The organism is Pseudoalteromonas sp. R3, from assembly GCF_004014715.1.
In the GTDB taxonomy this organism is placed as follows: Bacteria; Pseudomonadota; Gammaproteobacteria; order Enterobacterales; family Alteromonadaceae; genus Pseudoalteromonas.
Map to the genome: position 1 here is coordinate 3485248 of NZ_CP034835.1, position 20482 is coordinate 3505729.

Here is a 20482-nt window from a genome sequence, read left to right on the forward strand (position 1 = left end):
AGCTAAAATACTATGTTGTCAGTTTGGCAAAGTAAACACTCGATTTTGTACCCGGAAGTAACTATGAATTTTGTTTTTGATTTGGATGGCACCACCGTATTCCATGCCCAGCGCATGCAAGACGACATTAAACATGCCCTGCTAGCGCTGGAGCGCAGTGGTGGCAACCTGTATTTCGCCACAGCCCGGCCACTCAGAGATACTTTGCCGGTCTTGCCTGAATGCTTCTGGCACCACCCCATCATTGGCTGTAATGGCGCCATGTTCAGTCAGAACAAAGCCGTGATCAAAGCCCATAGCTTCGACCCAGTTCAGGTGCAAACCCTACTCTGCTGGCTGGACAACCACGAGATAGCATACTTGTTTGACGGCCACTGGCAGTATGCCATCTCCGATAAGCCTCATCATTTTCATCAACATGTGGCCGCACTTGGTATCCCACCGGGCAGCAATGAGACGCTGAGACGAGAGCCCATTGTGAAGTTGCTGGTGTTAGAGGATGAGCATCATAATCAGGTCAAGCAAGTTTGTGAGCAGACACTTAGCAACTTTGAAATCTATCATCACAATGGCCATCATTGCTTTGATCTGGTGCCCGCGCACAGCAACAAGCTCACGGCGCTGCTAGAGCTTGGCCTGGATATGCAACAAACCGTGTGTTTTGGTAACGATGTCAATGACATTGCAATGCTCGAAGCAGCTCGGCAAGCCTATGTTGTCGGCGAACAAATAGCGCCAAATTGTGATTTCATCCGCCTGACAGAAGACAGTGTGGCTGATACACTGAGCCAATTGGCAGACGAATTTAGAGAATAAGAATGAACAAAGAACCTTATACCTCGCCCATCACGGAATACACAGATGAAGACGATAGGCAGCAAGGTTTAGCCAACACACTGGGAATTGGTTTGCTGATGATTATACTGAGCCTGTTTCTGTTGGACCTGCCCGATAAAACCACCTTAAGAGAGGTGTCAGGTCAGTTGGGAGAACCCTATTTGTCCAGTACCGCCTGCGGTAAAGCTAAGTGCTATTTCATCAAGATAAACACCGGCAGTACCCAAATGGTGTTACACAAAAAAACCAATGCGCCTCTTAAGCCGGGCGACAATGTGCAATTACTGGTCAAGTATCGCGCTGATATTTCGGCATATACCGTGTATGAAGTAAACAGAGGTGGGGTTACACTCAAAAGCTATTCACAGTTTGTTTTAGAAAACAATCTCTGGAGATTATTCCTGTTTATTGCTGGCCTGGGTCTGTGCGCAATCGCGTTTGCACTTCGCAAAAAGCCTGATTACTGACTGCCAGCCTATGTAAAGCCATATCAGGTTATACTGCAATAACCTTCCCCCCCAGCCGCGATTTAATGCTAAAATCGCGGCAATTGAATCTAATGAGCACCCCTTATGCTGTCTTGTAACAACATCACCATGCAGTTTGGCGCCAAGCCACTGTTTGAAAATATCTCGGTCAAATTTGGCGACGGTAATCGCTACGGTCTGATAGGCGCCAATGGCTGTGGTAAATCGACCTTTATGAAGATCCTCAGTAAAGAGCTGGAGGCAAGCGCAGGCAACGTCTCTTATGATCCGAATGAGCGAATTGCTAAGCTAAATCAGGATCAGTTTGCTTACGAGGAATTCTCGGTGGTCGACACGGTGATCATGGGTCATAAAGAGCTATGGGAAGTGAAGCAAGAACGTGACCGTATTTATGCTTTGCCAGAAATGAGCGAAGAGGACGGCATGAAAGTCGCCGATCTGGAAACCCAGTTTGCCGAAATGGATGGATATGCCGCCGAAGCCAAAGCCGGTGAGCTGTTGCTGGGTGTGGGTATTCCTACCGAGCAACACTACGGGCCTATGTCAGAAGTGGCACCGGGCTGGAAATTAAGGGTGCTACTGGCACAGGTACTGTTTGCTGAGCCAGACATCATGCTGCTCGACGAACCAACCAACAACCTGGATATCTACACCATCAAGTGGCTGGAAGACGTACTCAATCAGCGTGACTGCACCATGATCATCATCTCGCACGACCGCCACTTTTTGAACTCGGTTTGTACCCACATGGCCGATATCGACTATGGTGAGCTGCGTATTTATCCGGGCAACTATGACGAATACATGCTGGCAGCCACTCAGGCACGGGAGCGTCTGCTTGCTGACAACGCCAAGAAGAAAGCCCAGATCACTGAGCTTCAGCAGTTTGTTTCACGCTTCTCTGCGAACGCCTCTAAAGCCAAACAGGCCACTTCGCGTGCCAAACAGATTGATAAAATCCAGCTGGAAGAAGTTAAAGCTTCAAGCCGTCAAAACCCGTTTATTCGTTTCGAACAATCTAAACAGCTGTTCCGTAATGCGCTGGAGCTGGAAACCCTGTCGCAAGGCTATGAAGACGTGCTATTTAGTGGCCTCAATGGCCTGGTTGAAGTAGGTGAAAAAGTCGCCATCATTGGTGAAAACGGCGTAGGTAAAACGACGCTGCTTAACACCCTGGCTGGACGTATGGCACCTAAGTCGGGCGCATTTAAGTGGTCTGAAAATGCCAACATTGGTTACTATGCCCAGGATCACGCGGACGAGTTCGAAAAAGACTTAGATCTATTTCAGTGGATGGAGCAATGGCAACAGGAAGGTGACGACGAGCAGGTCGTACGGGGTTTCCTCGGTCGTATGCTGTTCTCACAAAACGACATCAAAAAGTCAGTTAAGGTGATTTCCGGAGGTGAGCAAGGTCGCATGCTGTTTGGCAAGCTGATGATGCACAAGCCTAACATTCTATTGATGGATGAACCGACCAACCACATGGACATGGAATCCATTGAGTCATTGAATATGGCACTGGAGCAGTACGAAGGCACCTTGTTCTTCGTATCCCACGACCGCCAATTCGTATCTTCTTTGGCTACCCGTATCTGGGAAATCAAAGACGGTCAGATCATTGACTTCCAGGGGACTTATGATGAGTACCTGGCAAAGCAGGCTGCTGAACAGTAAGCCTGTTTTTCTGGCCGTACCCTGCGGCCAGAATTTCCCCAAAGTGTTTTATTTTCCTTCCCTGCATTTTCACGCTGACTTAAATTTCGCAGCGCCCATAAAATAAACAGATATATCAATACGTTAGACAGCACTTTCTATCTAGACCAATCTAAAATATTTCTATTTTTCTCACTTTGTAAAAAATCGCTAGGATTTCACCCTCGCTGGTCAGGCATGGTGACAGCGTCTTTTTTACAGGAAAAATAATCATGAAAATCACACTCCCCTGTTCAACACTGATATTGCTGACAATCTGTGCACCGACACTAGCCGGTAACTCCCCCTCCCCCATTGAGCCCATTATGGTGACACTTCCGGCAGGCAGTTTTGCAATGGGCAGCCCTGACAATGAAAACAGCCGGCCCGTTCACACGGTCACACTGCCCGAATTCAGTCTGGGCAAATATGAAGTGACGGTCAGAGAGTACCGACGCTTCGTCGAAGCCACCGGTTTTGTGGCGCCCCAGGAGTGCTATCACCAGCTTGATAGCTGGTTTATTGGCAACACACCGGGCAGTTGGGATAACAACAGCCTGACAGACAACGACTTCCAGCCTGCTATCTGCGTTAGCTGGGCGGGCGCCAAAGCTTATGTAGACTGGCTGGCAAAAACGACCGGGAAGCCCTATCGACTGCCCAGTGAAGCCGAATGGGAGTATGCAGCACGAGGGGGAGCAACAAGCCGCTTTTACTTTGGCGATGACCCTAAGCATCCTTCTGTGTGTCAGTATGAGAATACGGCAGATCTCAGTGGTGAGAACGAGCTACAACGCACCACCAACAGTACTTATGTGAACTTTGTTGACGGATTTGCCGATTGCGTTGATCACGCGACCTTTGCCAGTGTGGTCGGCATGTACCAGCCCAACCCCTATGGTTTGCACGATATGCTCAGCAATGTCGCTGAATTACAGGGTGATTGCTACCAGGACAATTATCAACAAGCCAGCGAGAATGGCCGCGCCTTTCAATCAGAACAATGCGAACGCCGCTCGGTACGGGGCAGCAGCTGGCACTGGAATATCTGGCCGGTTACCCGTCGTGGAAGCATGCCCGAAGACTTTGCTGGTGCCGCCGAAGGGTTTCGTGTCGCACTGGATGGTCCCGCGCCGAAGCAAAGCAAAGTCTCCCGTCGATTCCAGCAGCAACTCGTCATGGCACAGAAGCAGGAGCAACGACGCCGGGATCAGCAGTTTGCCTATCCTCAGCCAGTGACTAACTTAACCCTGTCGCAGAGCAATGGTTACGCCACATTAAACTGGGACCGCAGTACGCAAAAGGATATCTCAGGTTATCGAATCTATCGCAATCACAGCGCAGGCTCGATGTTTGAACTGATTGCAGATAATGTCATTGATACTCAGTTTACCGATGCCAATGCCTCTCCCAATGTATACGAATATACGGTGGTCGCGGTGCGCCGCAATCTGCAAAGTAATTATAGCAATCTGGTCACAACCAGTGGTAAAGCGCTGTCGGTGCCAGGTCGAATCGAAGCCGAGTATGCTTATGCCGTGACTGGCGCAAATACCGCCCGTACTTCAGACACGGACGGACGCTTAAATCTGACGGGCGGCGATGGCATTGCAGAGGATGCTCAGCTTGATTACCAGATCAACGTTAGCAAGAGTGGTTACTATCGTCTTAGTTATCGTATCGCCGGGCCCCGCGACGGCAAAGGGTTTACCGTTAAAATCGATGATAAACCAATCTCTGCGCACACGGTCCGTGGTACAGGCGGATACCATGACTGGCAAACACAACAAGGAGAACGTATTTATCTGGCTGCGGGTAAACATACATTAAAACTCCACTCCCACGACACCAACTGGAAGCTCAATTGGTTAGCACTACATCAAGAATAACGATGAATTTGGGGAAACTCGCTTTCCCCACCTTGCCTAATTCACGTAAAACTGACTATTTTTATTAAGAATTGCGGATTTGACTGTCACTCAGATAGTCCACAATACGGAATGTATCGCCACATGTTCAAAAAGATCCTATGTTCGCTTTTACTAACCTGCTGCGCCGGCTCTGTCCATGCGCGTTCGTTATGTGACAGCCCTCAGTATCATGCCTTTGATTTCTGGGTAGGAGAATGGCGGGTTATGTCCAAGGGGCAATTTGCAGGCAACAGTAAGATCACTAAAATACTTAATGGGTGTGTTATTTTAGAAGAATATCAGGCTGTTTCCGGCTATCAGGGTAAAAGCTTAAATATCTTCGACAAGCAACAACAGCAGTGGCACCAAAGCTGGACTGACAACGCGGGGTTGCTGCTGCAGCTCAATGGCAACAGAGACAATAACGGCATGGTGTTGCAAGGACCCGGGCAGGACAGTGAAGGAAAGCCAGTTTTACACCGCATTACCTGGCAACCAAAAAAGAACGATACGGTTCACCAGCACTGGCAGTCTTCCAGTAATAATGGCAAATCCTGGCAAACCCTGTTTTATGGTATTTATCATAAGATCCAATAAGCGTTATCAACTCTGCTTAACAACTCATCATAACACCTGTGCTCATTAATCGCTCTGTACGAAGCGCACCGACAAGTCTGTGCGCTTCGCATTTACCCGTTACTGTGTAGGTATCGCAGGCCAGTAACCCAATACAAAGTTGTCCATTTCACCTTTAATACTGACGTTACCAAAAGCACGCACTCTAACCAGAATCCGGTACAATGCTTTTGTGGAGTCAACCGGGAATACATCATGCAGCGCGAAGCTGCCAACGCCCAGAATACGCTCTTCACAGTAGCTGTCTTTACTACCTCCCATGTAATAGACATCTGTACAGACTCTGACAGGGGTGTCTTTCTCAGCTTCTTGCAGCTGCACGGCAAGCTGAGTATAGACTTTGTCTGCATAATACGGATTGCCCCAACCAAAGTAATGAGTATAACTCGCCTGACGCCAGGGGCTCATCTCAAAACCCAGGCTTTGCTCGCCGCTGATCACCTGTTGACTCTGATTAACCAAGGTGACGTCTTGTGGTGTACTGGTTTCAAAGCCGCCCGCATCGGCTTCGAAACCAGACGTCGCAATGGTCACCAGGCCATCTGATAAGCTGGTCCCAGAATGCAGTGTGAGACTATTTAATAATACCGCTCCATCAGACTCAATACGCAGTTCGGTAGATGTAATATCGGTTGTCAGACCGTCCTTTCCTAAATCAACGATAACGGGTACCAAGGCAGTGCTATTGGGCGCGATGTAAAAGCCAGGCGCAAACGCGGCGCTGTGGTCGCCGCTACGGAACTGCTTTTGATAGCTGGCACTGGCATAAAGCTGCGCACTCACTGGCAGGGAGCCTGGGTTAGTAATACTCGCCTGGTAAATAACATACTCAGGGTAAGTGTGAGAAAATTCCGGTTCTGGCAACACAAAGCGTGTTTTGTAGCTGCCATTGCTGGATTGAGCCAAACGCAAACTTGTCACTTCATGTGAGTGAGTTAAGGTCGGAGCATCGCTGAAAAAGGTATCAACCTGCGCCTCTGTCAGCTCGGAGAAGTCCCTTCCTTGCCAGAACAGATCCACCTGAGCATTACTCTGATGACTCTCCTCATGCAAAGTTATGTCGAGATTGTCCAGATAGACGGTTTCATTAGGCAAGGCATAGCTGTCAAGAAACCAGGTCACTTTGTGAATAGCTTTGCCCGCGGGCAAAGTTACCTGACAATCGTGTGAATAGACACTTTCCTGATAAGTTGGCACTTCATCATTACGTGATACATAAGACTCGTAAACGTTGCCATCAGCATATTCAATCTCAAAAACGCACTGCACAATAGTGTAGGGCCTGCGGCTATGCATATCAGAAAGTGGCATTGCAATATCAAATGAAGCGTTTAAGTGGCTGATTTCTGGAAGCGTTCGCATGATCAGCGCTTCAGTACCAACCCGATAGTGCCCCTCGCTAGTCATGGCCAGACTCTTTGCTCCACTGATTGGCTTAATTGACGAGGCCTCAAACTGGCTTAGAGAACCATCAGCTACAAACATGCCAACATAGCCGTTATCAAAGTTCTGACTGACAAGTGTTCTCACAGACTCTGAAGCCTGAACACCTGTGGCAGATGCCATCAAACTCAGTACTGGCAATATATGCTTTTTCATTGGTTTCATTTCCTTTTTTATATCCCACAGGCTGTATCGGCACGGTTAAACAAAGGTTGAGCAAATACTCAGCTTTTATTCCTACGTAGCAATCAGACCAAAAAATTTATTCTAAATCCATTTTTTGTTCACATTCAAAAAACACAATATTAACCAAACATTCCGATTTTAAAATAGGATGGATACAAAAGTTCAGCGACAAGACACAGGCCAATGTAATGTGGCGTAACACAAAAAACGTGAAATAAAAGATAATTTAATGTTAACATTGATATAAATATTTTACCTCTCTACCACAACTAGATGCTTACAACACATCCATTGTGGCGATATGGGTGAGATATGCGCACTTATCTGCCTTTGCATGGTAAGCCGTACACTTATTCAGACGACACACTAAGGGATTAACATGGATCTCAACTTTACCGAAGAAGTAATGTATACCCTGCCCTTCTATCTGGGGCCGCTATTTATTCTGGCAACCATCAACTTTTTGCGTAAGCAAAAAAACTACCGCCTTAACGATACACTCACCAATGCCACCATTGCGCTTGGCAATCTGGGTTTATCATTTATTTTTCTGCTCGCTGTCGTGGCACTTTATACCCTGGTTTATAATGAGTATCGCCTGTTTAACCTAGATCAGAGCAACCCCCTGATCTACGTATTGGCATTTTTTGTCTATGACTTTTTATACTACTGGAATCATCGCTTTCACCACATGATAGGGCTGTTTTGGGCCGATCATCTGGTACATCATACCGCGGAAAACTTTAACTTTGGTGTGTCCATTCGGATCAGCTATTTTACAGAGCTGACTATGTGGATGACCTTTATTCCAATGGCGTTTATGGGTATTTCACTGGAAGTATTCCTGGCAGCCAGCTATACGCAAATCATCTGGGCATTTTGCATCCATACCAAGTATCTGAAAAAGACGCCTCGCGCCGATAAAATCTTCAATACGCCGTCGCTGCACCGCGTACACCATGCCCGAAATCGCGCTTACATAGACAAAAACTATGGGGGTATTCTGATAATCTGGGACCGCTTATTTGGCACTTACCAACGTGAGCTGGACGACGATCCTGTGGTGTATGGTGTACGTGAGTCCTACCCCAGCTTTAGTCCACTGGTGATAAACTCCTATTATTTGAAAACCATCTGGCAAAAGATCAAATGTTCCAGCTCAGTCTTTGAGGTGCTCTGCTCTATTTTTGCACCACCTGCCTGGTTACCTAAAAAAGCCAATAAAGCCGACTTTTACTCACTCAGTGCCAAAGTACGCTCTAAAGATTTTAAACCCAAAGACCCGTATATTTGCAAACGCACCAAATGGACTGCATTTGTACGCTTTAGCAGCATAGTGGTGTTGTTTACCTACCTGATGAGTTACTTTGGAGATCTGCCAACCTTACCTTTGGTGAGTATGTCTCTGTTGTTTTTCTGGCTATGCCATTTCAACGGTCTGGTCTTTGACGGTGCCAAGCTGGGCCTGCATATGGAAGCGGTCACTCAGCTGCTGTACGGGTTAATTTTGTATTGGGCTATCGATACCAATCAAGCAGACTGGATAACCCTGGGCACCGCCACACTGGCACTGATCTCTTTGTGCAACTACATGCTCTACCGCACCCGTCCAGTGCAACCTGTTGAACTGACTGCTGAGCCCCAGTAACAACCAACACCTAATTCTAAGTTAATATGATTGAAGGAAAAAACATGGAAACAGTAAATCAGACCCCGGACAGCCAAAACGCCGGAGGGGGGGTCAACCGCGAACACGGCCGCACGCTGGCGCAAAGGTGGACTTTTGTCGGTCTGCACTTTGGCCTGGTCCTTTTCTGTGCCTGGCTGGCAATGGCCGATGGCTGGACTCACATTGGTCAACTATTCTCTCAACAGTGGGTATTGGTTGATCAGGACAGAGCCCTGATCATGCTTGGCTGTGTATTTGTCTACTGGATCCGCCATGCCATTACGGTGTTGTATCTGTTGCAACGCAGAATTGACTGGGGTGAAGCGCTGGGCCTGCTGTGTTTTATGGCCCTGTTTGAAATCGGCCTGTTACTTGTGGGCGGCGGCGCATTCAGAAATGAGGTTATCCCATTCGGTACGCTGGATATCGTTGCGCTGGCTTTGCTGGCGGTTGGCTCTTACCTCAACAGTGGCTCTGAGATCCAGCGTAAATGGTGGAAGCAGGACCCGGCCAACAAAGGTCAGTGCTACACGAAGGACTGTTTAAACATTCAATGCACATTAACTACTTCGGTGATGTGGTGCTGTTCACGGGCTGGTGCTTGCTGAGCTACAACTACTGGACGCTGCTGTTGCCTTTCTTTATGGCTTACTCTTTTATCAGCTTCCACATCCCGGCACTTGATAGCTACCTATCAGAGCGATATGGCGAGAAGTTTGATCAGTACGCGGCAAAAACAAAGAAACTGATCCCTTTCGTATACTAACCCCGTAATCAGTCAGACTCTGCGGTCCCGATAGCCGCAGAGTCTGGCACTTCATTCAACACCGACAGAGGTCAGATTGAGTGCCAGTAACTGTGCTTCGTTCTGAGTTCGCCAATCTGGTGTCGCATGCTCGCTGATATAGTGCGCATAGAAATCACTATTAACACCTGATTCAACCGGCATCTGGCACAACAACAAAGCCACATCGAGACCAATGCGGCGATCTCCCGATAACTGCGCCAGCTCAAAGGCACGCAGCGCAAGGGGCAGAAGCTCGGCCTGAGTTTGCGCAGCCGCAGCGTACATCACCGCCAGATAAGCATTTTCTGCATTGTCCTGGCTCACACTGTCAATCAGAGACTTGGCCTCGTCATAGCGTGCTTCACTCAGATAATAACGAACCAGCGATTTACGACTGGACTGAGCCACCCAATGGTTCGGCGTTAACGCAGTATATTCCAGTACTTGCCGATAGTGAGGCTCTTTGTCAGCCGGCTTTTCTGCAAAAATGGCATAGTGGAAGGGCACTTTAGCAAAGTGGTAAATCGGCAATGCATAGTGCCGCATTTTCTCCTCAGCCTGCCGCAGGTAAAGATATTTATCATTATCCTGCTGGTTTTTACTCGCCATAATCGACAAATAAGTCAGGGCATCCAGCTCTCTGGCAATGTCCTGCGACTGCTGCGCCAGCTGTGCCGAATGCAGCAAACTGGCTTTGACCTGCTCGTAATCCCGTTGTAAATGATGTAACCAGGAACGACTGTGCCAGACATCTGCCTGCGCCCTCAGGTCCTGGCTTATTGCCAGTGCCTCCAGTGCGGCATCTAACCTCACCAGGCTGAGATCGACCAGGTTTTTACGCGACAGAATTTCGCCCTGATAGGCCAGTGCACGGCCCAGCTGCTGTGAATTAGTTTGCGCTTTGGCCAGTACTGCCAGTTTCTCAGCCATTGCCATCGCTTTTTCCAGCTCCCGCACATCGAGATAAGCATTCACCAAGGCGCCCAACAGGATCAGATCTTGTGGTGCAGACTGATGAGCCTGAGTCAGCATAGCCAGCTTCAGGTCTGGCGAATGAGGGTTTTGCAGTAAAGACCGGACCACAGGCTGGGTGAGATGGTGATACAGCTGCTGGCGCACCGCTTCAGGTGTTTCACCATGTAATACACCCTGCCATTGCCCTGCAGGGCCTTTTAGCCAAAAAGTCAGGTACCAAAGAGCATCCACATAGCGCACGCTGGCAGTGAGGATAAACGGATGCTGCGCCGCAACCTCGGGATAAACCAGTTCCTGTGATGTTCTGAAGTGCGCAGCAGAAAGCGTGGAAAGAGGGGTAAAGTCTAACCCGGTTGTGTCTTGTAGTTGCCACTTTTCGGGTCCAGCACCTTCAAAAGGCAGGTAAGTCAGTGTAAAGGACGCTTGCTCTGGCTCGTCGCTCTGGCTGATAAAAACCACAGCAACTAAGACCAATAAACAGCACAATGATATACCTAGCCACTTGATCTCTGAACGATGCATCCAAGTAGCCGCTGCAACGGATGTAGCGACCGGTTTTCCCTGAATATCACTAAGCTCTGATTTTGGACCTGTTACCGGTTCATTTACCGGACGCTGCCACTGATAACCTCGCTTTGCATAGGTTTTGATAGCATCGTTGCCGAACAAAGCCCGTAAATGGCTGATATTTTGGAATACCGCCTGATCAGAGACCACTTTCCCCTGCCAGACTTCATTCAGGATCTCTTCTTTGCTGAGCACGCGATGCGTATTTTCCAGCAACAAAGCCAGCAGTTTCGCTTCATTGTGACGAATTGCAAGCGCTTCACCTGCGCGATGCAAAATCAAATCAGTGCTGTCGAACTCAAAGTCATCAAACTGGTAACGCATAGTGCCATGTAATTGTTATTATCCTATTCGCCGACAAGAATAACCCAAATACGTATAAAAACTAAAGATGCACCATGATGGCCTCGCGCTGCTTCTTGGTCATTTTTTGCACCACCAGCAAGAACGAGTTATCTATCATGCGTTCTATTTCTCCACGAGGCACAGAGCCATCCAGGATCACCGTATTCCACAACCGTTTATTCATATGATAACCGGGAATAACCGCATCAAAAATGTCCCGCAAAGCATGCGCTTCATCCGGGTCACACTTCAGATTCAACCACCAGTGACGGACCTCTCCTTCGTTATATTTGCCCGGAGCCAGTGTTGCAAACATCTTGTCTTTCACTTTAAACACATCGACACCCGGCCCAAAAGGCTGTCCAACGGAAGAAAAGGGTTTATTAAGCAGATAAGCATGGGCTTGTGTATGGTCCATATTGATGTTCCTTTGCTGACATTGTCTGAGCACCATACACCTTCATTCAGAGTATGCCAATGACCTAAGCGACTGACTCACACTCGTCATATTTAGCAAAAATATGTTGATAAAAATGCGCCCTGTGCCCCATCAGTAGTGCGGCACGTTTATGGGGAAAGTCAAACTCAAATTGTTTGTGATAGCCCAGCCCCGCCATGTGCTTCATCAGGCGAACATTATCGGCTCTGGGTTCAAGCACAATGCGCCGGGTCTTGGGCTGGCTTTGATAGATCAGATGGCTGAGGCAGGTCATCCAACAGCGAAAGTTATCCGGTCCCCGGCAGCTTTGTTCTCCACCAGCAGATGTATCCCCCGATCATAGGGCGCCGCATCATAATAACCTGCCAGCTTGTCTCTGGCTGCCCAGTAAACTTCCAGATAAGCAAAGGGCTGGTCGTCCAGATAACCAATCAGGGGTAAAGTATGGGCATCAGCAAGTTTATCACTCAGATACTGCCACTGTTTTTCTTCACTCCAGGCCTGTTGCCAGAACTGCGCAACTCTGGGGTCATTCATCCAACGACAAAAACGTGCTAAGTCATTGCGACCAATCAGCTTTAGAGAAAAACGTTTATTAAAATAAGGGTGAAAATATTCACCTAGCAGGGCACCGCGCTCGCGGGGCTTATCCTGTGTCAGTCCAGAGGACCATAAGTTCACGATATGCATAGATAAAAAATGATGACAAATAACAACACAAAGACGAAAGCTATGAGAATAAATTTACCCATTAAAGGGCCAACCCGCCCCTTTCAATTTGCTGCCATCGGATTCTTAATAACAAACCCATTTTCAACATCCGATTTAAATCCAACTTTTTTATATAGCTTGTGAGCACTGGTGCGTGTTGCGCCAGAGAGTAACATCACCTTATAGCAATGCTGCTCCCAGGCAAGTGACAGTGCCTGTTCAATAACCTGCTGACTTAAACCACGACGACGAAAGCGCTCAGAGGTAATAACATGTTCAATGATCCCAAACGGCCGACAGCCATTGGTCAGGGTGGGTACAATGCCCAGCTGACAAGTCGACGCAAGCTGCTCGTCTACCTCTGCCACCACGATATTGACCGCCGGACTGCTCAGCAGCCCGGTCCATGCCGATTCAAGCACCTGTTCACTCATTTGCGGATCATGCCCGCGCAGTTCTCTATACAACTGAACTATGTCGGGTAAATCCTGTTGTGTCGCCAGTCGGATCTTTGCCATCGTATTGTCCTTTGTTACGTAACCTCAGGTTTAATTTGTCTACTACAAATTGCACCGTTGCATCGGCCTGTAATTCGCTCTCACGCTCGGTGACTCTATCGCTTACCCAGCTTAACGCGCTATTGATGCAACCGATAAAGGCACTCATGGCTTTTAACTCCGCAACCGCTTCAGGTCCGGCATCTTCTTTGCCAACGGCATCAATCAGGGCATTTATTTTTTCTTTCTCATGTTTCCAGTGCTGAACGATTTCAAGCCGTGATTGCAGTGAGTCAATGTGTACATCAGCCAGGATCACCGGAAACACCTTGTCATTAAACTTGCTCTGTTGTCCCTGGCAATGCTCATAAATCAGCTTAAGCTCATTCATACAGTGCGTTGACTCATACAAAGACTTGCGGCTGATCACCAGTAATACGGCATCGGCGCGGCCAATTTCGCGCTCAAATTCGGCTATGCTGTCGCCATATCCTGTGGCTTCTCTGTCGCGGATCACCTCAAGCTCATACTTTGCCAGCTGAGTGTATATCTCATCGCATATCTGCTGATGTGGATCTGGAGCCTTCCCCCTGGCATAAGAAAAGTACAGTCCGGTTGATGCCTTGGCCGCAGGATTAATGCCCGCAAATGGCGCAAGCGGGGTGTCCTCGTCTTGAATCTCACGCGCTTCTTCCGTTGGTTCTCCCACCCGCCATTCAACCCGGGCGCTTTGTTCTAGGTGCTGCTCTCTAGTGATCGATTTGAGCAAATGCTTTGCCAGCTCCAGCCCCTGTTTACCGGCAACACGAATATCAATCACCCCGGGCTGACCATAGTTACTAAAATCATCCCGCTCACCTTTTTGTTCATCCGAGAGCGGCGTACATTCGAACCATACCCGGGCATTGGCTTTGGCATCGTAATAACAGCAGCCATAGCGCCAGTAACAGGCCTGAGGCCCCGCCTGCTGCCCAATTTTACTAAGCAAATAACGCATGGTGGCATCGTGTAAAAACGCATACTCCAGGCGAATATGATAGTCACATTCGCCCTGCTGCCAGATACTGGTAAAATGCCCCTGCCGTTCCGCTTTTTCCGGCAAAGCATCGGGAGCGATATAACTGTCATCCGTTAGTTTAAAGCACACCCCACACTGCAACATCATCTCCACAAACAAAGCTTTTTCGCTGGCAGTAAACTCCTTCCCCTGCCACAGTAGCGGCTCCAGATCCGCCTTGGCAAAACAGCCATTAGCACCTTTGAGTGCCGGCATCACATGCTCGCGCTCCAGCAGCAGGTAAACGCCCTGCAGCGCCCAGGCCTGATCCAGAATCAGCTGGTCGTCAAAACAGCCTTTACGATAAAACACCCGGCCTGTCTGATGCAGGTACTGCACTAAGGTTTCGGGCGCTGCCACATCATAGCGCACACACAGTGTCTGATAGGCGTCGTACGGTAATAATTGCGTCTGCAACAAGGCAATCTCCTGCTCCACCGCCAGCCAGTTTTTGGGCAGCCAGATATCGCCATTGCGTTTAAGCTGTAACTGAACTGCCCGCTCAAAAAAGGGTGTAAACTCGTCCAGCCCGCCGGGCACTTTGGCACTGATGGGCACTTCACGTAGCTTGGTAAACGGCACCGGGTGAGGCACCGGGGCACGCAGATCCTGCTCTGGGTCGTCACACTGGCTCTGGCAGACCATTACCTGAGCTTCCGACCCCGCCAGCGACTTTAAATAGGCCAGCCAGTAGCTCAGCGGCCGGTTACGGATCTCAATCTGCTCGCACGGCACCAGGTCGTTATTTTCCGTGAGCGGATGCCACAGCAGCAAATACAATGCCCGACTGTCGATAAACAAACTGTGGGTCCCCAGATACACATCCTGACCACCAAAGTCCCAGCACTGGATCTCTATCTCGTTATAATCAAAGCGGTGCAGCTGAATACCATGGGTACTCTTCACACTTTCATCAAATGCCTCGCCCCGCAGACGCCGGGCCAGCTGCGTCTTACCTATCTGACCATTGCCCAAGATCATCACCTTTAACGCCGTCGGCGTGGCGTGCCCATGGCGCTGGATATCCCAATACCAGTCTTCAATGGCGCTTTGCTTAATCGGGCAGGTCAATTCAGGAGGAATATGTTCAATTAAGATCTGCCCTGCTAGATCAAGCTTAGGTAACTCGTTAAGCAAATACTCTGCTGTACCCCAGTCCAGTTTCGGGATCTGGTGTATCTGCAAAGTGGAATTTGAATAGGGCGGTATACCTATTTGAAGTGTTTCCAACGTACTGACATGCATTAAGGGCGAATAGTCCTTTAGCCCATGACAGCCGCTAATACTTAGCGAGTTTAAGTTTTTATAGTTTCCTAACGTTGTTAAGTCCTGCAACTTTGAGTTTTCAGAGAAACTTAGCGCCTGTACCGTTAATCTATCAAACACATATAGATCATCCAGTTCACTCACAGATAAGTTCTCCTGGCACTGCAACCCAGTGAGCTTCCATACGCCGGTATCTTTTGTCCAGGTGCAATCTGATCGGATGGACATCATTTGAGGCAGGCTTTTTAACGCATCCATTTGACACTCTGTTAGCCTAAAGTGAGTACTAACTTCTTGCAGCGACGTCAAATGCGCAATATTATCAAGGGAGGGTTTTTGAGTCTCAAAACTAAACCCATGTAAAGCCTCTAAACTGGCAGGTAGGTCAGCAGGGTTCAGAGTTAACTCCATACCAAAATTATTCAAACTCAGCGTTTTTAGTTTTGACAACTTTGAGACAACAGACACATCCCTCATCGGCTCCCATGCGTGCACGGAGAGTGATTCAAGCTGTTGTAAACTGGCCAAACTCTGCAAAGACACAACATTCTCTCTAAAACTTAAGACCAGAGACTTTAGCTGTTCAACCCTGCGCAACCCTGATAAGTCAGATAGTTCGGTACAGCCTAAAAGGCGAAGCTCTTCAAGCTGAGGTGAGCCCTGCAAAAAATTCAAATCGGCGGTGTTAAATTGAAAGAGAGTAAGCGACTTTAAACGGCGCAATTTTGCCAGAGCAGTGCTAATAAACACATCGTTTGCACCGCTCAGCCTCAACGTTTCCAGCTGTTGCATTTGGACAATAACATCAATATTTTCAACTAAACCAGAAACTTGCAATGACTTTAAAGAAGGCAGAGCAGTAATACCGTCAATGCTTTGCTTTATATCCCTAACATTTAAGTTAGACAAATTTGCTAAACCATTGAGCGGCTCTAAAGACTTTACTTTTAAGCAACCAGAAAGGTTTAACGAGCATAAATTTACTGATTCAGATACAGGTGATATATCAGATACTCTTGTACGTTCCAGACTAATGTTTTTAAGAGCGGGTTTGCCTTTTAGTGCAGTAATATTACTCAGGCAGGTGCAATGATCAGCACCTAACACTTCCAGCTGATTTAGCCGCTCCAATCCTTTTAACGACGTTAGCTGATCACAAAGCTCTATATTTAACCATTTTATTTCAACCAACGGACTGAGCGGCTCTAAAGTTTCAAGCCTCCGACAGAAACGGAGCTTTAACTCAGTCAACCCGGTTAACGTCTCAATACCATCCAGACTACGCAACTCCCTGCAATTACTTAAATCCAATGCCGTCAGCTGGGGGGCCAGTTTGGCAATGTCCTCGGGTAAGCGGCGTAGCCGTAAACCACTTAAATCCAGGCTGCTGGCACCGTGTTCGAGTGCCTGTTGAATACGGTGTTGGGCTTCGCGCAAAGCGCCGGGGTGTTGAAACTGGGCCATCCGGGGTAAGTCTCCTGCTACAGGGGCATGCTAATTCACTGATCTGTCAGCTACTTTAACGGTTTTTTAACCAAGCGCCAAGCTTAGACACGGCTATCGCTATGAGCATTTTTCTCCACCGCCAGGGGTAAACAACAGCAACAAAAAAAGGGCTCAGCTGAGCCCTTTTTCAGTTCACTATCATCTGTGGCCGCTTAGATCTGCGGCAGTGACTGGCCTGGTACCCAGGGAGCACCTTTGGCCTGCAACTGTTGCTCAAATGCCGGAATGGTGTCGCTCAACATGATCTGCAACTCGTTGCGGATCGCTCTGAGTTCTTCCGTTGCCAGGTCTAAGCTGGTGCGAATAGAAGGCGTTGGTCCGTAGGTGGACAGGCCGGTTCCCAGTAGCACATGGAACAGACGGTCACCGACAGTGGGCGTATCATTCCAGGCACCCACCTGGTTTTTCGCCGGATTACCATTCAGGCGGCTGTCCAGTGCCAACAGCTGGTTACGGATGTTTGCAAACTGACCGTCAAACTCACCAGGTGCCACTGAGGTGCGATCCAGCGACTGCTCCAGCATATCCAGACGTTTCACCGCTTTACCCAGTGCCTGACCTGTGGCACTGGCCACACGCTGTACGTCTGCCACTTCTTTCCAGAAGGCAGCTACTTTTTCGCCATCAATTTCCTTCAGCGCGTTACGCTGATTCAGCTGTACCACCTCAAAAGTTTGCGGCGCCTGCAACTGAGTTACCTGACCGTCCACTTCTTTGCTCATGCTGACACTGTAGGTGCCCGGCGTGACCAGTGGGCCCTGAGGGTTAGGCGAGAAGTAATTGCCCTGCATGCCAATGGCCTGATGCGCCGGCCAGCGCAGATCCCAGCTGATACGGTGCAGACCTTTTTTGGCCTTGCCCTGCAACTTGCGGATCACATTGCCCTGCGCATCACGTATAGTAAACCACACAGCTGGCTGCTGCTGACGTTTTTCGGCTTCGAGCGATTCCCACGAAGGGACACCAAATGACTTTTTATCTTCTTTCAGCGCTTTTTCTTTTGCCTGACGCTGTGCCTTCAGACTCTTAATGTCGTCTTTGAGGTAGTAGGTGAAGGTGGCACCAAAGTCCGGGTTAGGTGCACGGTATTTGTTACCGCCCTGAGTGCCCACTTCGCCACCGCCCAGCGGGTTGCGCTGGATATACCACAGTGCATCTCGGGTTGGGAACAACAGAGACTCCTGCGCCAGCTTATCTTCCGACAGATTACGCAGTGCCCGATAGTCATCCAGTACAAAGAAACCGCGGCCAAAGCTGGCACCCACTAAGTCGTTTTCACGACGCTGAATGGCCAGGTCGCGGAACGAAATGGTCGGTACGTTGCCCGTCAGCTCTACCCAGCGCTTACCACCATCAATGGTGAAAAACAGGCCGAATTCAGTACCGGCAAACAACAGGTTCGGATCAACGTGATCCTGTACCACACGCCACACTAAGTGCTTATCAGGCAGATTGCTGGCAATCGACTTCCAGGATTTACCGCGGTTGGTGCTTTTCAGCAAGTAAGGCTTATAGTCGCCAAACTTGTGGTTATCCAGCGCAATATAGACCGTATCCGGGTCGAACAGATCGGCTTTAATGTCGTTGATAAATGCCGTATCTGGCACCTTAGGCAGGCGTTTTACATCCACCTTACGCCAGGATTTGCCGCCATTTTCGGTGATCTGAATATGACCATCATCGGTGCCGGCATACAACAGGCCTTCAACCAATGGCGACTCCGACAAAGAGGTAATGGTGCTGTACTGCGACATCGCAAACATGTCCCAGGCGCCGTCCCAGCCTTGCTTACCGCCCATAATAGGCTGATGAATACGCTCACGATTTTTGGTCAGATCGCCGGAGATTGGTGTCCAGCTGTCGCCGCGGTCTTCAGATTGCCACACCCGGTGTGAGGCAAAATACAAGCGCGATGGCTTGTGCGGGCTGACCAGAATAGGGGCATCCCAGTTAAAGCGCTCGGGCTTTTCACCTTTGCCAGGCTGCGGCTTGATATACACCATCTCTCCGGTAGTGCGGTCATAGCGGGTCAGGTTACCCTGCTGCCACTGAGCATACACAATATCCGGATTACCCGGTTCGGTTGCAGGCTGGTGGCCATCACCGAATAACACCACTTTCCAGTCAGTGTTCAAAATACCATGGCTGTTAAGTGTACGAGACGGGCCACCCTGAGTATTGTTATCCTGTGTGCCGCCATAGATATTATAAAACGGCTTGTCGTCATCCAGTGCCAGTTTGTAGTACTGAGTCACAGGCAGGTTTTCGTGGTAACGCCAATGGATGCCGCTGTCAAAGCTTTCATATAAACCACCATCTGACCCCACCATCATGTAGTTTTTGTCACCTGCGATAAACTCCATTGCATGGTTATCGCCATGCTTGTCTTTTTCTTCCATTCTTTTGAAAGATTGACCACCATCTTTAGACTCGTGTAAACGCACACCAGCAAGATAGATATGGTCGAAGTAATGGGGGCTGGCGTAGAGCTCCTGATAGTAGTGCGGTCCGGTACCGCCTGCTACGGCGTCGGCACCTTTAACCCAGGACGCACCACGATCAGCAGAGCGATATACCGCCCCGGTACGGCGGTCTAATTCAATGGCAGCATACACCACATCCGGGTTGATGGGTGAGACTTCCAGGCCAATTTTACCCATTTCCCCTTTAGGCAATCCCTGAGATAGTTTTTGCCAGGTTTTACCACCGTCGGTTGATTTATGCAGGCCAGAACCCGGGCCACCGCCATAATACGCAGCCACAGTGCGGTGGCGCTGCCAGGTGGCGGCATACAGTACATTCGGATCGCGCGGATCGATAGCGACATCGGTTACACCGGTCCAGTCATTGTCACCCAGTACTTTGTCCCAGGTTTTACCGCCATCGGTGGTTTTATACAAACCACGCTGACCGCCTTTGCTCCATAGCGGCCCCTGAGCGGCAACCCAGACGGTATTTGAATCCGTTGGATGCACGATAATTTCTGAAATATGGCCAGAGTTTTCAGGCCCATATTGGTCCAGCTTGCACCGCCGTCATGACTCACATAGATGCCGTCACCAAAGCTGACATGGCGACCACCAACGTTCTCTCCCGTGCCAACCCAAACGGTATTGCTGTTATTTGGATCCAGCACCACGGCACCAATCGAATATACCGGCTGGTCGTCAAAAACAGGCTGCCAGGTCACACCGGCATTCTTGGTTTTCCATACTCCGCCGGAGCCCACGCCCACATACCAGACACTGGTATCTTTGGGGTCGATGGCAATATCCGCAATACGACCCGACATAAAGCCCGGTCCGATATTTCTCAGTTCCAGCCCCTTGAATGTGGCAGCTGATAATACCCCTTCATCACTTTTGGCGGCCAGGCCAGGCAGGCTGCACAGTGTCGCGGCTGCCCCCAGCAAGGCAATGCGCATCGCGCGGCCAAGTTTTAGTTGTTGCATACATTTTCCCTATTATT

Annotated in this window: 15 protein-coding genes; 7 read left to right on the forward strand and 8 right to left on the reverse strand. The window is 49.1% G+C overall.

Annotated elements, in window-relative coordinates; translation table 11 throughout:
- Nucleotides 1-63 precede the first annotated feature (63 nt).
- From ELR70_RS20445 to ELR70_RS20465, 5 genes are all read left to right on the forward strand, one after another.
- The gene (locus ELR70_RS20445) at nt 64-816 is read left to right on the forward strand and encodes an HAD-IIB family hydrolase (RefSeq protein WP_054015526.1); all 753 of its coding nucleotides are present in this window, start codon (nt 64-66) and stop codon (nt 814-816) included.
- 2 nt (nt 817-818) lie between these two features.
- Nucleotides 819-1304 carry a hypothetical protein gene (locus ELR70_RS20450; protein ID WP_054015527.1) on the forward strand — a complete coding sequence of 162 codons (486 nt, stop codon included), beginning with the start codon at nt 819-821 and terminating at the stop codon, nt 1302-1304.
- 105 nt (nt 1305-1409) lie between these two features.
- Nucleotides 1410-3002, forward strand: a complete 1593-nt coding sequence (locus ELR70_RS20455) for an ABC-F family ATPase (RefSeq protein ID WP_054015528.1) — start codon at nt 1410-1412, stop codon at nt 3000-3002.
- A 251-nt stretch (nt 3003-3253) separates the two neighbouring features.
- Nucleotides 3254-4909: an SUMF1/EgtB/PvdO family nonheme iron enzyme gene (locus ELR70_RS20460; RefSeq protein WP_054015529.1), complete on the forward strand. Its 1656-nt coding sequence runs from the start codon at nt 3254-3256 to the stop codon at nt 4907-4909.
- Nucleotides 4910-5155: 246 nt separating this feature from the next.
- The gene (locus ELR70_RS20465) at nt 5156-5527 is read left to right on the forward strand and encodes a DUF1579 family protein (RefSeq protein WP_054015530.1); all 372 of its coding nucleotides are present in this window, start codon (nt 5156-5158) and stop codon (nt 5525-5527) included.
- A 99-nt stretch (nt 5528-5626) separates the two neighbouring features.
- Here the strand turns inward: ELR70_RS20465 and ELR70_RS20470 are convergent, their stop codons facing one another.
- Nucleotides 5627-7165 (reverse strand): hypothetical protein, encoded by a 1539-nt coding sequence (locus ELR70_RS20470; protein WP_054015531.1) that lies wholly within the window; start codon nt 7163-7165, stop codon nt 5627-5629.
- A gap of 409 nt (nt 7166-7574) precedes the next feature.
- On the opposite strand from ELR70_RS20470, the gene ELR70_RS20475 reads away from it, so the two are divergent.
- Both ELR70_RS20475 and ELR70_RS20480 read left to right on the forward strand, forming a co-directional pair.
- Nucleotides 7575-8843: a sterol desaturase family protein gene (locus ELR70_RS20475; protein WP_054015532.1), complete on the forward strand. Its 1269-nt coding sequence runs from the start codon at nt 7575-7577 to the stop codon at nt 8841-8843.
- A gap of 44 nt (nt 8844-8887) precedes the next feature.
- Nucleotides 8888-9472, forward strand: coding sequence for a hypothetical protein (locus tag ELR70_RS20480; protein ID WP_206613309.1), 585 nt, complete (start codon nt 8888-8890; stop codon nt 9470-9472).
- Nucleotides 9473-9681: 209 nt separating this feature from the next.
- Here the strand turns inward: ELR70_RS20480 and ELR70_RS20485 are convergent, their stop codons facing one another.
- From ELR70_RS20485 to ELR70_RS20510, 7 genes are all read right to left on the reverse strand, one after another.
- Nucleotides 9682-11517, reverse strand: coding sequence for a winged helix-turn-helix domain-containing protein (locus tag ELR70_RS20485; protein ID WP_054015534.1), 1836 nt, complete (start codon nt 11515-11517; stop codon nt 9682-9684).
- A gap of 61 nt (nt 11518-11578) precedes the next feature.
- Nucleotides 11579-11956, reverse strand: coding sequence for an MmcQ/YjbR family DNA-binding protein (locus ELR70_RS20490; protein ID WP_054015535.1), 378 nt, complete (start codon nt 11954-11956; stop codon nt 11579-11581).
- A gap of 64 nt (nt 11957-12020) precedes the next feature.
- Nucleotides 12021-12251, reverse strand: a complete 231-nt coding sequence (locus tag ELR70_RS25565) for a GNAT family N-acetyltransferase (RefSeq protein ID WP_241566339.1) — start codon at nt 12249-12251, stop codon at nt 12021-12023.
- Complete coding sequence (locus ELR70_RS25570) at nt 12248-12658, reverse strand: GNAT family N-acetyltransferase (protein ID WP_241566340.1); 411 nt, start codon at nt 12656-12658, stop codon at nt 12248-12250. Before ELR70_RS25570 ends, ELR70_RS25565 begins: the two co-directional genes overlap by 4 nt.
- A gap of 92 nt (nt 12659-12750) precedes the next feature.
- On the reverse strand, nt 12751-13206 hold the full coding sequence (locus tag ELR70_RS20500) for a GNAT family N-acetyltransferase (protein ID WP_054015537.1): 456 nt from the start codon (nt 13204-13206) through the stop codon (nt 12751-12753).
- Nucleotides 13148-16972 (reverse strand): COR domain-containing protein, encoded by a 3825-nt coding sequence (locus tag ELR70_RS20505; RefSeq protein WP_054015538.1) that lies wholly within the window; start codon nt 16970-16972, stop codon nt 13148-13150. The genes ELR70_RS20500 and ELR70_RS20505 overlap by 59 nt, the downstream gene beginning before the upstream one ends.
- A 194-nt stretch (nt 16973-17166) precedes the next feature.
- Entirely contained in the window at nt 17167-19989 is a 2823-nt protein-coding gene (locus tag ELR70_RS20510) for a glycosyl hydrolase (protein WP_241566341.1), read from the reverse strand.
- Nucleotides 19990-20482: the final 493 nt, after the last annotated feature.

Bases quoted from the DNA above. Each gene is read 5' to 3' on its own strand.
- ELR70_RS20490 (WP_054015535.1), bottom strand. From the start codon at position 11,956: ATGGACCATACACAAGCCCATGCTTATCTGCTTAATAAACCCTTTTCT.
- ELR70_RS20455 (WP_054015528.1), top strand. From the start codon at position 1,410: ATGCTGTCTTGTAACAACATCACCATGCAGTTTGGCGCCAAGCCACTG.
- ELR70_RS20460 (WP_054015529.1), top strand. From the start codon at position 3,254: ATGAAAATCACACTCCCCTGTTCAACACTGATATTGCTGACAATCTGT.
- ELR70_RS20470 (WP_054015531.1), bottom strand. From the start codon at position 7,165: ATGAAAAAGCATATATTGCCAGTACTGAGTTTGATGGCATCTGCCACA.
- ELR70_RS20480 (WP_206613309.1), top strand. From the start codon at position 8,888: ATGGAAACAGTAAATCAGACCCCGGACAGCCAAAACGCCGGAGGGGGG.
- ELR70_RS20475 (WP_054015532.1), top strand. From the start codon at position 7,575: ATGGATCTCAACTTTACCGAAGAAGTAATGTATACCCTGCCCTTCTAT.
- ELR70_RS20485 (WP_054015534.1), bottom strand. From the start codon at position 11,517: ATGCGTTACCAGTTTGATGACTTTGAGTTCGACAGCACTGATTTGATT.
- ELR70_RS20445 (WP_054015526.1), top strand. From the start codon at position 64: ATGAATTTTGTTTTTGATTTGGATGGCACCACCGTATTCCATGCCCAG.
- ELR70_RS20505 (WP_054015538.1), bottom strand. From the start codon at position 16,972: ATGGCCCAGTTTCAACACCCCGGCGCTTTGCGCGAAGCCCAACACCGT.
- ELR70_RS20450 (WP_054015527.1), top strand. From the start codon at position 819: ATGAACAAAGAACCTTATACCTCGCCCATCACGGAATACACAGATGAA.
- ELR70_RS25565 (WP_241566339.1), bottom strand. From the start codon at position 12,251: ATGACCTGCCTCAGCCATCTGATCTATCAAAGCCAGCCCAAGACCCGG.
- ELR70_RS20500 (WP_054015537.1), bottom strand. From the start codon at position 13,206: ATGGCAAAGATCCGACTGGCGACACAACAGGATTTACCCGACATAGTT.
- ELR70_RS20465 (WP_054015530.1), top strand. From the start codon at position 5,156: ATGTCCAAGGGGCAATTTGCAGGCAACAGTAAGATCACTAAAATACTT.